The sequence below is a fragment of the Sinorhizobium fredii NGR234 genome, from assembly GCF_000018545.1.
In the GTDB taxonomy this organism is placed as follows: domain Bacteria; phylum Pseudomonadota; class Alphaproteobacteria; order Rhizobiales; family Rhizobiaceae; genus Sinorhizobium; species Sinorhizobium fredii_A.
Genome location: NC_012587.1, coordinates 3,256,411 through 3,270,020 on the forward strand (window position 1 = coordinate 3,256,411; position 13,610 = coordinate 3,270,020).

The following is a 13,610-nucleotide window of genomic DNA, read 5'->3' on the forward strand; positions in this document are numbered from 1 at the left end:
CTATTCTAAGGAGATTTCCAATGGACTTTTCATGGATGGCATGGACGCTGCCGACGGCGCTGTTCTTCCTGGCAATTGCGCTGATGCTCGTCGGCATGGGCGTCTGGGAATATGTCTCGCCCGGCGGCAATCCGCGCGTCGGCGTGCTGCGCTTCGAGACGACCCGCGGCGACCGGCTGTTCGTGTCGCTGCTCGGGAGCGCATTCATTCACCTCGCCTGGCTGGGGCTGGTCGGCGCAAATCTCTGGTGGGCGCTCGCCCTCTCGGTGATCTACGCCATCGGCGTCTTCCGCTACGTCTGAGGCACCGGAATGAGGGGTGCCCGGCGAAGGGCGCCTTTCGAAACTGCAAGGAAACGCAATCGCAAAACCCAAAGGGAGGAAATTTATGCGACGGCACCTTTTGACAACGACGGCAGCCATGCTGCTGGCACTTACCGGCACGGCCTTCGCCGGCATGGATGAGGCAAAACAGTTCCTGGACAAGGAAGTCGGCGATCTTTCCTCGCTCGACCGCGCGTCCCAGGAAGCCGAACTGCAATGGTTCGTCGATGCGGCGAAGCCCTTCGCCGGCATGGAGATCAAGGTCGTTTCCGAAACGATCACCACCCATGAATACGAAGCGAAGGTGCTGGCCCCGGCCTTCACCGCGATCACCGGCATCAAGATCACCCACGACCTGATCGGCGAAGGCGACGTCGTCGAAAAGCTGCAGACGCAGATGCAGTCGGGCGAAAACGTCTACGACGCCTATATCAATGACTCCGACCTAATCGGCACCCATTGGCGCTACCAGCAGGCCCGCAACCTGACCGACTGGATGGCCAACGAAGGCAAGGACGTCACCAACCCGAACCTCGACATCGACGACTTCATCGGCAAGTCCTTCACCACCGCTCCGGACGGCAAGCTCTATCAGCTGCCCGACCAGCAGTTCGCCAACCTCTACTGGTTCCGCTACGACTGGTTCAACGACCCGAAGATCCAGGAGGAGTTCAAGGCCAAGTACGGCTACGACCTCGGCGTGCCGGTCAACTGGTCGGCCTACGAGGACATCGCCGAGTTCTTCAACGGCCGCGAGATCGACGGCAAGAAGGTCTATGGCCACATGGACTACGGCAAGAAGGACCCGTCGCTCGGCTGGCGCTTCACCGACGCCTGGCTGTCGATGGCCGGCAACGGCGACAAGGGCATTCCGAACGGCCGCCCGGTCGACGAGTGGGGCATCAAGGTCGACGAGAACTCCCGTCCGGTCGGTTCCTGCGTCGCGCGCGGCGGCGACACCAACGGCCCGGCCGCGGTCTATTCGATCGACAAGTACCTGACCTGGCTGAAGAGCTACGCTCCGCCGGAAGCTCAAGGCATGACCTTCTCCGAAGCCGGCCCGGTTCCGGCCCAGGGCGCGGTCGCCCAGCAGATGTTCTGGTACACGGCTTTCACCGCCGACATGGTCAAGGACGGGCTGCCGGTCGTCAACGCCGACGGCACGCCGAAGTGGCGCATGGCCCCCTCGCCGCATGGCGTCTACTGGAAGGACGGCATGAAGCTCGGCTATCAGGACGCCGGTTCCTGGACGCTTCTGAAGTCGACCCCGGACGATCGCGCCAAGGCCGCCTGGCTGTATGCGCAGTTCGTCACCTCGAAGACCATCGACGTCAAGAAGAGCCATGTCGGCCTCACCTTCATCCGCCAGTCGACGCTCGATCACCAGAGCTTCACCGAGCGCGCACCGAAGCTCGGCGGCCTGATCGAGTTCTACCGTTCGCCGGCGCGCGTGCAGTGGACCCCGACGGGCACGAACGTTCCTGACTATCCGAAGCTGGCTCAGCTTTGGTGGCAGGCGATCGGCGATGCGTCGTCCGGCGCCAAGACCGCGCAGGAAGCGATGGACTCGCTGTGCGCCGAGCAGGAGAAGGTGCTGCAACGCCTCGAGCGCGCCGGCATCCAGGGCGACATCGGTCCGAAGCTCGCCGAGGAGCACGATCTCGAATACTGGAACGCGGAAGCCGTCAAGGCCGGCAACCTCGCGCCGCAGCTGAAGGTCGAGAACGAGAAGGAAAAGCCGGTCACCGTCAACTACGACGAACTGGTCAAGAGCTGGCAGACCAATTAAGTCTGCAATACCGCCGCCCGTTCCGTCGGGCGGCGGTACAGTATCAGGAGATGCGGCGCCGGGGCTGGCAACAGCCCCGGTTTTTTGTCGTCTATGCTGAATGACACATCAGAGGGGACAACGTGGAAATCGAGAGGGTGCCGATACCCCTCTGGCCTGCCGGCCATCTCCCCCACAAGGGGGGAGACGACGGATGCGCAGTTGTGCATCACCCTAACTCCTCCAGTGCGGTCGACTTGTCGAGGCGTGAAGGAGAAGAGCGGGGAGCCCGCCGCTTGCATTCTCCCCCTTGTGGGGGAGATGGCCGGCAGGCCAGAGGGGGTATCACCCCGGCAGCTCGCAGATGCCGGCCGTCTCGCCAGACGCCCTTCGCTCAGCTCAATCCTTGCGCTTCCGGCAATAGAGCTCCAGCCGGTGGCGCACCAGGTCGTAGCCGAGTTCTGCGGCGATTTCCGCCTGCAGCTGCTCGATCTTGTCGGAGCGGAATTCGATCACCGCGCCGGTGTCGATGTCGATCAGGTGGTCGTGGTGCGGAGCGTCGGCCGTCTCGAAGCGGGCCGTGGCGTTCTCGAAGGCGTGCCGCTGCACGACCCCCTGCTGCTCCAGCGCCGACAGGGTGCGGTAGACGGTCGAAAGCGACACGGTCGCGTCGATTTCCTTGGCGCGCCGATGCAGTTCGCTGGCATCCGGGTGGTCTTCGGCCTCGGCCAGAATCTTCAGGATAGCAGCACGTTGGCGGGTGACGCGCACCCCTCCTTCACGAAGGATTCCTTCCAGTTCCGCGATCCGATTCTTGCTCTGTGTCATTGCGCGACACTAGCCAAGGGCAATGGCTTTGAAAATAGCCAGTTGCAAATGGTTCTCATGTGCATTGACTTATGCAGGCCATTCGCCTAGGCATTGGGCAGGTTCAAGATTGAGGAGCGATGGATGATCGATCGGACGCGGCGCATGATTCTGACGGCAGCAACGGCAATGGCTGCCCTTTCCCTCCTGTCCGGCGCGGCGGCGGCAGCGGAGAAATTCAAGGCGGTCACCACCTTCACGGTCATTGCCGACATGGCGCAAAACGTTGCCGGCGATGCGGCGATCGTCGAATCGATCACCAAACCCGGCGCCGAGATCCACAACTACCAGCCGACGCCGCGCGACATCCTGAAGGCGCATGATGCCAAGCTGATCCTCTGGAACGGCCTCAACCTCGAGCTCTGGTTCGAGAAGTTCTTCCAGAACTTCGACGACATTCCAGGCGTCGTCGTCTCCGAAGGCGTCGAGCCGATGGGCATCGCCGAAGGCCCCTATACGGGCAAGCCGAACCCGCATGCCTGGATGTCGCCGTCGGCGGCGATGATCTATGTCGACAACATCCGCGACGCCTTCGTGAAGTTCGATCCGGACAATGCCGAGACCTACAAGGCGAATGCCGAGGCCTACAAGAAGAAGATCGAGGCGACCATCGCGCCGATCAAGGCGGAGCTCGACAAGATCCCGGCGGAAAAGCGCTGGCTGGTCTCGAGCGAAGGCGCCTTCAGCTATCTCACGCGGGATTTCGGCCTGAAGGAACTCTATCTCTGGCCGATCAACGCCGACCAGCAGGGCACGCCGCAGCAGGTGCGCAAGGTGATCGACGCGGTGAGAGCCAACCACATTCCGGTGGTCTTCTCCGAGAGCACCATCTCGCCCGATCCGGCCATGCAGGTGGCGCGCGAGACGGGTGCCAAATACGGCGGCGTGCTCTATGTGGATTCCCTGAGCGAGGCCGACGGACCGGTCCCGACCTATGCCGATCTGCTGCGTGTCACGTCCGAAACGATCGCGAAAGGTCTTTCGCAATGAACCTCCAGGTAAAGGCCCGACCTAGCCCGCGGCCGGGCTCCCAGGGCGAAGGAAGCGGCATTCGGGTCCGCAATGCCACCGTCACCTATCGCAACGGGCACCGCGCGCTGCATGATGCGTCCTTCGAGATTCCGACCGGCACGATCGCCGCCCTGGTCGGCGTCAACGGCAGCGGCAAGTCGACGCTGTTCAAGGCCATCATGGGCTTCGTCCGGTTGGCGAAAGGCGATATCTCGGTCCTCGGCCTCACCGTGCCGCAGGCGCTGAAGAAGAACCTCGTCGCCTATGTCCCGCAGGCCGAGGAGGTCGACTGGAATTTCCCCGTCCTCGTCGAGGATGTGGTGATGATGGGCCGTTACGGCCACATGAACATGCTGCGCATCCCGAAACGGGCCGACCACGAGGCGGTCGAGGCGGCGCTGGCGCGGGTCGGAATGAGCGACTTCCGCAAGCGCCAGATCGGCGAGCTTTCCGGCGGCCAGAAGAAGCGCGTCTTCCTCGCCCGGGCGCTTGCCCAGGACGGACGCGTCATCCTGCTCGACGAACCCTTCACCGGCGTCGACGTGAAGACCGAAGATGCGATCATCCGCCTGCTCCTCGCGCTTCGCGACGAGGGGCGCGTCATGCTCGTCTCCACCCACAATCTCGGCAGCGTCCCTGAATTCTGCGACCGGACCGTGCTCCTGAAGAACACCGTTCTCGCCTACGGCCCGACCGAGACCACCTTCACCCGCGACAATCTCGAACTCGCCTTCGGCGGCGTGCTGCGTCATTTCGTGCTCGGCGGCGACAGCCTGCACGACGATGCCGATCCGCGCCAGCTTTCCGTCATCACCGATGACGAGCGACCGCTGGTCATGTACGGCGCGAAGGGAAAAATGGTGACGCAGCCAGCCAAGCTCGAGACCGAGGCGGACAGCGAATGATCGCCCTGCTCGCAGAACCCTTCACCTATGGCTATATGCTGAACGCCATGTGGGTCAGCGCGCTGGTCGGCGCCGTCTGCGCCTTCCTGTCGGCCTATCTGATGCTGAAGGGCTGGTCGCTGATCGGCGACGCACTGTCCCATTCGATCGTCCCCGGCGTCGCCGGCGCCTATATGCTCGGCCTCCCCTTCTCGCTCGGCGCCTTCTTCTCCGGCGGGCTCGCCGCCGGCGCCATGCTTTTCCTGAACCAGCGGACGCGATTGAAGGAGGATACGATCATCGGCCTGATCTTCACCTCCTTCTTCGGCCTCGGCCTGTTCATGGTGTCGCTGTCGCCGACGTCGGTGAACATCCAGACGATCGTGCTCGGCAACATCCTCGCCATCACCCCGGCCGACACGCTGCAACTCGCCATCATCGGCATCGTCTCGCTGCTGATCCTGTCGGCGAAATGGAAGGACCTGATGGTGACCTTCTTCGACGAAAGCCATGCCCGCTCGATCGGCATCAATACGACCTTCCTGAAGGTGCTGTTCTTCACGCTGCTTTCGGCCTGCACGGTGGCGGCGCTGCAGACCGTCGGCGCCTTTCTCGTCATCGCCATGGTCGTCACACCGGGCGCCACCGCCTATCTCATCACCGACCGCTTCCCGCGGCTGATTCTGATCAGCATCGCGATCGGAGCGGCGACGAGCTTCCTCGGCGCCTATGCGAGCTATTTCCTCGACGGCGCCACCGGCGGCATCATCATCGTGCTGCAGACGCTGATCTTCCTGCTCGCCTTCATCTTTGCCCCGAAGCACGGACTGATCGCCGCCCGCCGCCGCGCGGCCGAGGCATTGGAGGCGGTGCGATGATGTCCCTCGACATGCTCACCGCCGTCTTCGAATTCGAGTTCATGCGCAACGCGCTGCTGATCTCGGTCCTCGTCGCCATCCCGACCGCCATGCTCTCCTGCTTCCTGGTGCTGAAGGGCTGGTCGCTGATGGGCGACGCGATCTCGCATGCTGTTTTTCCGGGCGTCGTGATTTCCTACATCGTCGGCCTGCCGCTTGCCCTCGGCGCCTTTACCGCCGGCATGTGCTGCGCGCTCTTGACCGGCTATCTCAAGGAAAACAGCCGTATCAAGCAGGATACCGTGATGGGCGTCGTCTTCTCCGGCATGTTCGGCCTGGGCCTTGTGCTCTACACCAAGATCCAGAGCGACGTGCATCTCGACCATATCCTCTTCGGCGACATGCTCGGCATCGGCTGGGGCGACATCCTGGAGACGGGCCTGATCGCGCTTTTCGCCGCCGGCATTCTTTCCTTCAAGTGGCGCGACCTGCTGCTGCACGCCTTCGATCCGGCCCAGGCGCGCGCCGTGGGCTTGCCGGTCGGCTGGCTGCATTACGGGCTGCTGGCGATCCTGTCGCTGACGATCGTCGGCGCATTGAAAGCCGTCGGACTGATCCTCGCCATCGCCATGCTGATCGCCCCCGGCGCCATCGCCTTTCTGGTGACGCGGACATTTCGCGGCATGCTGATCGTCGCGGTCGCCGTCGCCGTCGCGGCCTCCTTCTCGGGCGTCTACCTCTCGTTCTTCATCGACAGCGCCCCCGCCCCGACCATCGTCCTCCTGATGACGGCGATCTTCCTCGTCGCCTTCGCCTGGTCGACCTGGAGGACGGCGCGGATGGAAGCGCAGCGGACACGCGTGGAGTAGAAAACAGACCCCTCCCCAACCCCTCCCCACAAGGGGAGGGGCTTTCATGCAGCACCCTCGTGCCCTCCTTTCCGTCGCGTTCGTTTCAACGGAATCGACCGGAGTCGAGACTTCATCAGCCTTCGAGGACACCGGCGAAAATGAACGGAGACGGTGCGGCCGCGAAGCCCCTCCCCCTTGTGGGTCCCTTGTGGGTTGGGGAGGGGTTCTTCGCCAACGCCAACCGCGCCCTTCGAACACGTTGCCCCTTGGACGCCGGGCCCCTATTGTGCGCCGTCTTTATCAGGTGACGGGAAGGTGGCGGAGAGCGCCGTGCATTCCCGAGGGCGGAGCAACGGGGCATGGAGAAGAAGCAGAAGGGCCGTTCCGGCGTCGCTTTCTTCCTGACCGCCGTGGCGCTGATCTTCACGGCGATCCTGGCGACCGTGCTGCTTGCCAACGAACAGCGCAACCTGAAACAGTTGCTGACGACGATGGGGCTGCAACACCTGCTCCCTCAAACCGCGCAAATGCCGGCGCCGGAGCCCATCCGCACGCGCCCCACGAAACCGGAGCCGCCGAAGGCGCTGCTGCCGGCCAGGACATTCGGGGACCTGCAGACGCCGGAGCAGCAATTCATCCGCCAGATCCGCAGCGACCCGCGCGCGCTGTGCGATGGCCTGCGGGGGGCCGGCTTCCGCGAGCTTGAATGGAAATCCACCGAAAGCGGCCGATGGGAATGTTCCTCGCTCGTTCCTTTTGTCCGCCCGGGCGTCGAGAAGAGCTCGTCGATTTTCATTCTGGTCAAAGGCAGCGACGCGGATGAAATCACCTCGTTCCGCGTCAAGCTCAACATCGAGCATGCCGAAGACACCCAGGCTGTCACGAGCGCCGCGGCGACGGCAGCTTCGGTCTTCCTGAGGGAAGTTCACTGGGCCGACAGCGAGAGCATCGCGCTGAAGATACAGGCGCTCGGCGAATTCGATCTCAAGCGTTTCGGCAGCCGCATCGAGTTCAAACGGGAATCGGGTGACACGCCCCGCTACAATTTCCTTGCCAATCAGGCGGCGCGCGCCAGACCGAAAAGCATCGCTGAGTTCTATTTCGACCGCGAGAAATGGCTCGCGCCCGGGGATGGCTCGATCGATTCCGTCGTTCGCGGCCCAAGCGCCTGGAACAGGTCATCTTCTGCCGAGCTGCGCTAGAGCGTTTTGCAGTCAGGTGGAATCACCTGACGTCGCATAGATGCGGCAAAACGAAGAGTTAGAGCGGTAGCGCGAACGCATGTGAGCGCATCCGCTCTAGTCTAGTGCCCGTCCACAAACGGTAAACTGCTGAAATTATTGGGTGAATCGCGATATCAAAGCCCGGCGGTTTCAGGTATACTTTAGATCAAGCTACTGATTCTAAAGACAAACCCGTAACCGCCGGAGCCGACAATGCGCCAAGAACGCACCGTCCAAGCCAGCATATTTGATCTTTTCGCCGAACACGAGATCGGTCGTGAACTGAAGGCGATGTCGGAATGGCTGGATGAGCATGGCGAGTTGCTCGGGCTGGTGGCGGGGGACCTGCGCCGGCATGGTCTCAGACAGACCGGCCGCGAGGGGCTACCAGCCGAGGCTGTGCTGCGCTGCGCGCTGCTCAAGCAGCATCGCCAGTTGAGTTACCAGGAACTGGCCTTCCATCTCGAAGACTCCGCCTCGTTCCGGGCGTTTGCCCGGCTGCCGTGGGGCTGGAACCCGAAGAAGTCGGTCTTGCACAAGACGATCAGCGCGATCCGGGCGCAAACCTTTGAAGAGATCAACGGGGTGCTGCTGGCGAGCGCCCGGCAGGAGAAGCTGGAAAGTGGCAAGGTCGTGCGCGTGGACAGCACCGTCACCGCCGCACCGATACATGAACCGAGCGACAGCAGCCTGTTATGGGACGCTGTCCGGGTGACGGTGCGGCTGTTGCAGCAGGCCGAGGCGCTGGGTAGCGCCATCCCATGGCACGACCATCGCCGCGCGGCAAAGAAGCGGGCTCGGGCGATCGAATATACCCGCGGCCGCCCCAAACGAATCAGGCACTATCGCGAACTGCTCAAGATCACGCACACGACTTTGAGTTATCTGCAGCAGGCCAGTGAACAGGTGCCGCTGACGGCGGGCCCGGCCGGCGCACTGTGGCAGGCCCAACTCCGCCATTACCGGCCGCTGATCGAGCGGATCATCGCCCAGACCGAACAGCGGGTCCTGGTCGGGGAGCCGGTCCCTGCCGGCGAGAAGCTGGTGAGCCTGTTCGAGCCGCATGCCGACATCATCGTCAAGGGCAGCCGCGACGTCGACTACGGCCACAAACTCAATCTGACCACCGGCAGAAGCGGACTGATCCTCGACCTCGTCATCGAAGCCGGCAATCCGACCGACAGCGAGCGCTTGCTGCCGATGCTGGAACGCCACATCGCCTTTTACGGCGAGCCGCCGCGTCAGGCGGCGGCCGACGGCGGCTATGCCAGCCGCGAAAACCTGAGCGGAGCCAAAGCCCGCGGCATCCGCGACATGGCCTTCCACAAGAAGCGCGGCCTCAGCATCGAAGACATGGTCAGCAGCCGCTGGGTCTATCGCAAGCTGCGCAACTTCCGCGCCGGCATCGAGGCCGGCATCTCTTGCCTGAAACGCGCTTATGGCTTGGGGCGCTGCACCTGGCGTGGGCTCGACCACTTCAAGGCTTATGTCTGGTCCTCGGTGGTCGCTTACAATCTCGCCCTCTTCGCCCGCCTCAGGCCGACCTGACGCTCCTGATCCGGTGGCGTTCAGAGCAAGGCCGGCGAGCGTCGGCCGATACCCCATGACCCATTGCCGCCAGATCGCTCTTCGGGCCATAACCTGCGCCGCCTTGTGCCATCACGCGTCCCAAGAAACGATGTCAGCCGGCAAACAACCTTGCAAAACCGCAGAAAAACAGGCGTTTATGGATGGGCACTAGTCTAGCGGCACCCCGCATCAGCGATCGATGCGGGTCGAAAGAATGATCGACGACAGCGTTTTTTCGACGCCTTCGATCTCGCCGATGCGATCGATCAGCAGGTCCAGTTCGCTGATCGACGTCGCCGCGACGATGGCGATCAGATCGAAGCTGCCGCTGACCGAATGCAGCGTGCGGATCTCCCGGATCGCGCTGAGTTCCGGCGTGACCCGGCTCAGTGCCCGCGGCGCGATGGTGATCAACACATGCGCCTGCACCAGCCCCTTTTCGTAGCTCTCGGCGAGCCGCACGCCATAGCCGGCGATCACCCCCTCGCGCTCGAGCCGCTCAATGCGGGCCTGCACCGTGGTGCGCGACAGGCCGAGCCGTCGTGCGATCATCGCCGTCGGCATGCGGGCGTTCTCACTGAGGATGGCCAGAAGTTCTCGGTCCTTGTCGCCGACCTGCATATCGTCGATCCTCTTCGGCGATATGCCGAAATCTAATCGGCGATTTAACCATTGCGACGCTTCAAATCAACATGCCTTCGCGGGAAAATAACAACTGAGAAGCTCATACCCTGGGGGAAAAGAAGAATGAAAGACATCGTCGTCATCGGTGCCGGCAAGATCGGCTCGACGATCGCCCGGATGCTGGCCCATACCGGCGACTATCGCGTCTGCATCGCAGACCGCAGCGCCGATCAATTGCAGCAGGTCGAAACCCATGAGGCGGTTTCGACGGCCGTCATCGACATCGCCGACAAAAAGGCACTCGTCGGGCTGCTGACCGGCAAGTTCGCGGTCCTCAGCGCCGCGCCGTTCCACCTGACTGTTGCGATTGCCGAAGCCGCCGCCGAGGCGGAGATCCACTATCTCGATCTGACGGAAGACGTCGAATCGACCCGCCAGGTCAAGGACATCGCGGCACGCGCGAAGACCGCCTTCATCCCGCAATGCGGCCTCGCACCAGGCTTCATCTCGATCGTCGCCAACGATCTGACCAGGCATTTCGACACGCTCGAAAGCGTCCGGATGCGGGTCGGCGCACTGCCGCAATACCCGTCGAACGCACTGAACTATAACCTCACCTGGAGCACGGACGGCGTCATCAACGAGTATATTGAGCCCTGCGAGGCGATCGTCGAAGGGTCGCTGATCGAGGTTCCCGCGATGGAAGAGCGCGAGGAATTCTCGCTCGACGGCGTCACCTACGAAGCCTTCAACACCTCTGGCGGCCTCGGCACGCTTTGCGAGACGCTGAAGGGCAAGGTTCGCACCCTGAACTACAAGACGATCCGCTACCCCGGCCACGCGGCGATCTTCAAGGCGCTCCTGAACGACCTCGGTCTGCGTCATCGCCGCGAAGTCCTGAAGGACATTCTCGAGAACGCCCTGCCGACCACCACCCAGGACGTCGTCGTCATTTTCGTCACCGTTTCCGGCTTCCGCCAGGGCCGGCTCATCCAGGAGACCTATGCCAACAAGGTCTATAGCGGCGTCGTCGCGGGACGCATGCAGAGCGGCATCCAGATCACCACGGCCGGCAGCATCTGCGCCGTCCTCGACCTTCTCGCCGAAGGCAAGATCCCGACTAGGGGCTTCGTCCGCCAGGAAGACATCGCGCTGAACACCTTCCTCGCCAACCGCTTCGGACATTACTACGCCCAGAAGCATGAGACAGAGCGGGCAGCGGGCTGACTTTACGTCCGCACGACGTGCTTCAGCAGATTTGGAAAATGCCCGGACCGCGGTCCGGGCATTTTTTTTGCTCTGGCGTACTTCTCGAGGTGAACCCCCCTCATCAGGCCTGCCGGCCACCTTCTCCCCGCAAGCAGGGCGAAGGGGACTCGCAGCGCTCTCTCTCTTAGTCCCCTCGCCCCGCGTGCGGGGAGAGGGCTAGGGTAAGGGTTAGGGTGAGGGGCTTCTGCAAACGATGAGCGTGCAGACTTGAGATGCCGGGATTGCGGCGCCAGCAAACAGGCACAAAAAACCCCGCTCGGAGCGGGGTCTGATGTCTATCCGTCGTTTCCCTTATCGGGATGTCCCTTTCAGGCGGGGATGACGATCTCCCCAAGCGTCGTCAGTTCGGCGATGAACTGCTCGATGCGGGTCTTCTTCTCGTCGATCGCCCCTTCAAGCTCGGCGCGGGCCTCGTCGATACGGTTTTCGAGAACCGTGCGATCGAGTTCGTCAACGTGGACGGCCGATTCGGCGAGCAGCGTGCAGCCGGTCGGCAGGATGTCGGCGAAGCCGCCGAAGACGGCGAACCGCTCGGTCTTGCCGTCGGCCGTCTTCACCGTGACCACGCCCGGCTTGACGGTCGTCATCGTCGGGGCGTGGTTGGCCATAACGGTCATCTCACCCTCGGTTGCCGGGATGACGACTTCGGTCGCCGATGCGGAAAGCAGCAGGCGCTCCGGGGAAACAAGCTCGAAATTGAAACTGTCGGCCATGACCATTCACTTCTGGTAAGCGCGCCGCAGATCGGCGGCTGTGCATGTTCTCAGCCGCTTGCGGCGCGGCGGAATGAAGACCGCGGCGCGAGAGGCCCGCGCCACGGTCCACGATGCCCATCAGGCGGCTTCGGCAGCCAGCTTCTTGGCCTTCTCGATGGCTTCGTCGATGGAGCCGACCATGTAGAAGGCGGCTTCCGGCAGGTGGTCGTACTCGCCGTTGACGAGGCCCTTGAAGCCCTTGATCGTGTCTTCGAGAGCGACCAGCTTGCCCGGCGAACCGGTGAAGACTTCGGCGACGAAGAACGGCTGCGACAGGAAGCGCTCGATCTTGCGGGCGCGGGCGACGGCCACTTTGTCTTCTTCAGAAAGCTCGTCCATGCCGAGGATGGCGATGATGTCCTGGAGTGCCTTGTAGCGCTGCAGGGTCGACTGAACCTTGCGCGACACTTCGTAGTGCTCTTCGCCGACGATCATCGGGTCGAGCATGCGCGACGTCGAGTCGAGCGGGTCCACGGCCGGGTAGATGCCCTTTTCGGCGATCGAGCGCGACAGAACGGTCGTTGCGTCGAGGTGGGCGAACGAGGTGGCCGGCGCCGGGTCGGTCAAGTCGTCGGCCGGAACGTAGATCGCCTGAACCGACGTGATCGAGCCCTTGGTCGTCGTGGTGATGCGCTCCTGCATCTGGCCCATGTCGGTGGCGAGCGTCGGCTGATAGCCCACGGCCGAAGGAATACGGCCGAGCAGAGCCGACACTTCCGAACCCGCCTGGGTGAAGCGGAAGATGTTGTCGACGAAGAAGAGAACGTCCTGACCTTCGTCACGGAAATGCTCGGCGATCGTCAGACCGGTGAGTGCGACGCGGGCGCGGGCGCCCGGCGGTTCGTTCATCTGGCCGTAAACCAGGGCTGCCTTGGAGCCTTCGCCGCCGCCGTGCTTGTTCACGCCGGATTCGATCATTTCGTGGTAGAGGTCGTTGCCTTCGCGCGTGCGTTCACCGACGCCCGCGAAAACCGAGTAGCCGCCGTGGGCCTTTGCGACGTTGTTGATCAGTTCCATGATCAGAACGGTCTTGCCGACGCCTGCGCCGCCGAAGAGGCCGATCTTGCCGCCCTTTGCGTAAGGCGCCAGCAGGTCGACGACCTTGATGCCGGTGACGAGGATCTGCGCTTCCGTCGACTGCTCGACATAGGCCGGCGCGTCCTGGTGGATGGCGCGGCGCGACGAGGTCTCGACCGGGCCGGCTTCGTCGACCGGCTCGCCGATGACGTTCATGATACGGCCAAGCGTTTCCTTGCCGACCGGAACCGAGATCGGGCCGCCCGTGTCGGTCACCGACTGGCCGCGAACCAAACCTTCGGTCGAGTCCATGGCGATGGTGCGCACGGCGTTTTCGCCGAGATGCTGTGCGACTTCGAGGACGAGGCGGTTGCCCTTGTTGTCGGTCTCCAGCGCGTTCAGGATCTGCGGGAGCTGGCCTTCTTCGAAGGCAACGTCGACGACGGCGCCGATAACCTGCGTCACGCGGCCGACAGCACCCGTAGCCACAACAGCGGTGGTCTTGGCGGTAGCTGCCTTCTTCGGAGCAGCGGGCTTCTTCACCGCTGCGGTTTCTTTGGGGGTAGCTGCCTTAGCCATAATTCTTACCCTC

13 protein-coding genes are annotated in these 13,610 nt (G+C 63.1%); 9 read left to right on the top strand and 4 right to left on the bottom strand.

The window, feature by feature from the left end:
- Window positions 1-20: 20 nt before the first annotated feature.
- A complete protein-coding gene (locus tag NGR_RS26630) occupies window positions 21-302 on the top strand; it encodes a DUF2160 domain-containing protein (RefSeq protein ID WP_012709587.1) in 282 nt (93 codons plus the stop codon).
- 85 nt (window positions 303-387) lie between these two features.
- Window positions 388-2,112, top strand: coding sequence for an ABC transporter substrate-binding protein (locus NGR_RS26635; RefSeq protein ID WP_012709588.1), 1,725 nt, complete (start codon window positions 388-390; stop codon window positions 2,110-2,112).
- 378 nt (window positions 2,113-2,490) lie between these two features.
- Here the strand turns inward: NGR_RS26635 and NGR_RS26640 are convergent, their stop codons facing one another.
- Window positions 2,491-2,919 carry a Fur family transcriptional regulator gene (locus tag NGR_RS26640; RefSeq protein WP_012709589.1) on the bottom strand — a complete coding sequence of 143 codons (429 nt, stop codon included), beginning with the start codon at window positions 2,917-2,919 and terminating at the stop codon, window positions 2,491-2,493.
- 123 nt (window positions 2,920-3,042) lie between these two features.
- Between NGR_RS26640 and NGR_RS26645 the strand changes: the two genes are divergently transcribed.
- The 6 genes from NGR_RS26645 (at window position 3,043) to NGR_RS26670 (ending at window position 9,332) form a co-directional block, all read left to right on the top strand.
- The gene (locus NGR_RS26645) at window positions 3,043-3,948 is read left to right on the top strand and encodes a metal ABC transporter substrate-binding protein (protein WP_012709590.1); all 906 of its coding nucleotides are present in this window, start codon (window positions 3,043-3,045) and stop codon (window positions 3,946-3,948) included.
- Window positions 3,945-4,874, top strand: a complete 930-nt coding sequence (locus NGR_RS26650) for a manganese/iron ABC transporter ATP-binding protein (protein WP_012709591.1) — start codon at window positions 3,945-3,947, stop codon at window positions 4,872-4,874. Before NGR_RS26645 ends, NGR_RS26650 begins: the two co-directional genes overlap by 4 nt.
- A complete protein-coding gene (locus NGR_RS26655; RefSeq protein WP_012709592.1) occupies window positions 4,871-5,731 on the top strand; it encodes a metal ABC transporter permease in 861 nt (286 codons plus the stop codon). The genes NGR_RS26650 and NGR_RS26655 overlap by 4 nt, the downstream gene beginning before the upstream one ends.
- Complete coding sequence (locus NGR_RS26660; protein WP_012709593.1) at window positions 5,728-6,579, top strand: metal ABC transporter permease; 852 nt, start codon at window positions 5,728-5,730, stop codon at window positions 6,577-6,579. The genes NGR_RS26655 and NGR_RS26660 overlap by 4 nt, the downstream gene beginning before the upstream one ends.
- A 341-nt stretch (window positions 6,580-6,920) precedes the next feature.
- Window positions 6,921-7,763: a DUF6030 family protein gene (locus NGR_RS26665; protein ID WP_012709594.1), complete on the top strand. Its 843-nt coding sequence runs from the start codon at window positions 6,921-6,923 to the stop codon at window positions 7,761-7,763.
- 234 nt (window positions 7,764-7,997) lie between these two features.
- Window positions 7,998-9,332, top strand: coding sequence for an ISNCY-like element ISRsp17 family transposase (locus tag NGR_RS26670; protein ID WP_012707505.1), 1,335 nt, complete (start codon window positions 7,998-8,000; stop codon window positions 9,330-9,332).
- Window positions 9,333-9,542: 210 nt separating this feature from the next.
- Here the strand turns inward: NGR_RS26670 and NGR_RS26675 are convergent, their stop codons facing one another.
- Window positions 9,543-9,974 (bottom strand): Lrp/AsnC family transcriptional regulator, encoded by a 432-nt coding sequence (locus NGR_RS26675; RefSeq protein WP_012709595.1) that lies wholly within the window; start codon window positions 9,972-9,974, stop codon window positions 9,543-9,545.
- Window positions 9,975-10,100: 126 nt separating this feature from the next.
- On the opposite strand from NGR_RS26675, the gene NGR_RS26680 reads away from it, so the two are divergent.
- A complete protein-coding gene (locus NGR_RS26680; RefSeq protein WP_012709596.1) occupies window positions 10,101-11,204 on the top strand; it encodes a saccharopine dehydrogenase family protein in 1,104 nt (367 codons plus the stop codon).
- A gap of 350 nt (window positions 11,205-11,554) precedes the next feature.
- On the opposite strand, the gene NGR_RS26685 is transcribed toward NGR_RS26680, so the two are convergent.
- Complete coding sequence (locus tag NGR_RS26685) at window positions 11,555-11,959, bottom strand: F0F1 ATP synthase subunit epsilon (protein ID WP_012709597.1); 405 nt, start codon at window positions 11,957-11,959, stop codon at window positions 11,555-11,557.
- Window positions 11,960-12,079: 120 nt separating this feature from the next.
- Entirely contained in the window at window positions 12,080-13,597 is a 1,518-nt protein-coding gene (gene atpD / locus NGR_RS26690) for a F0F1 ATP synthase subunit beta (protein WP_012709598.1), read from the bottom strand.
- Between the last annotated feature and the right edge of the window lie 13 nt (window positions 13,598-13,610).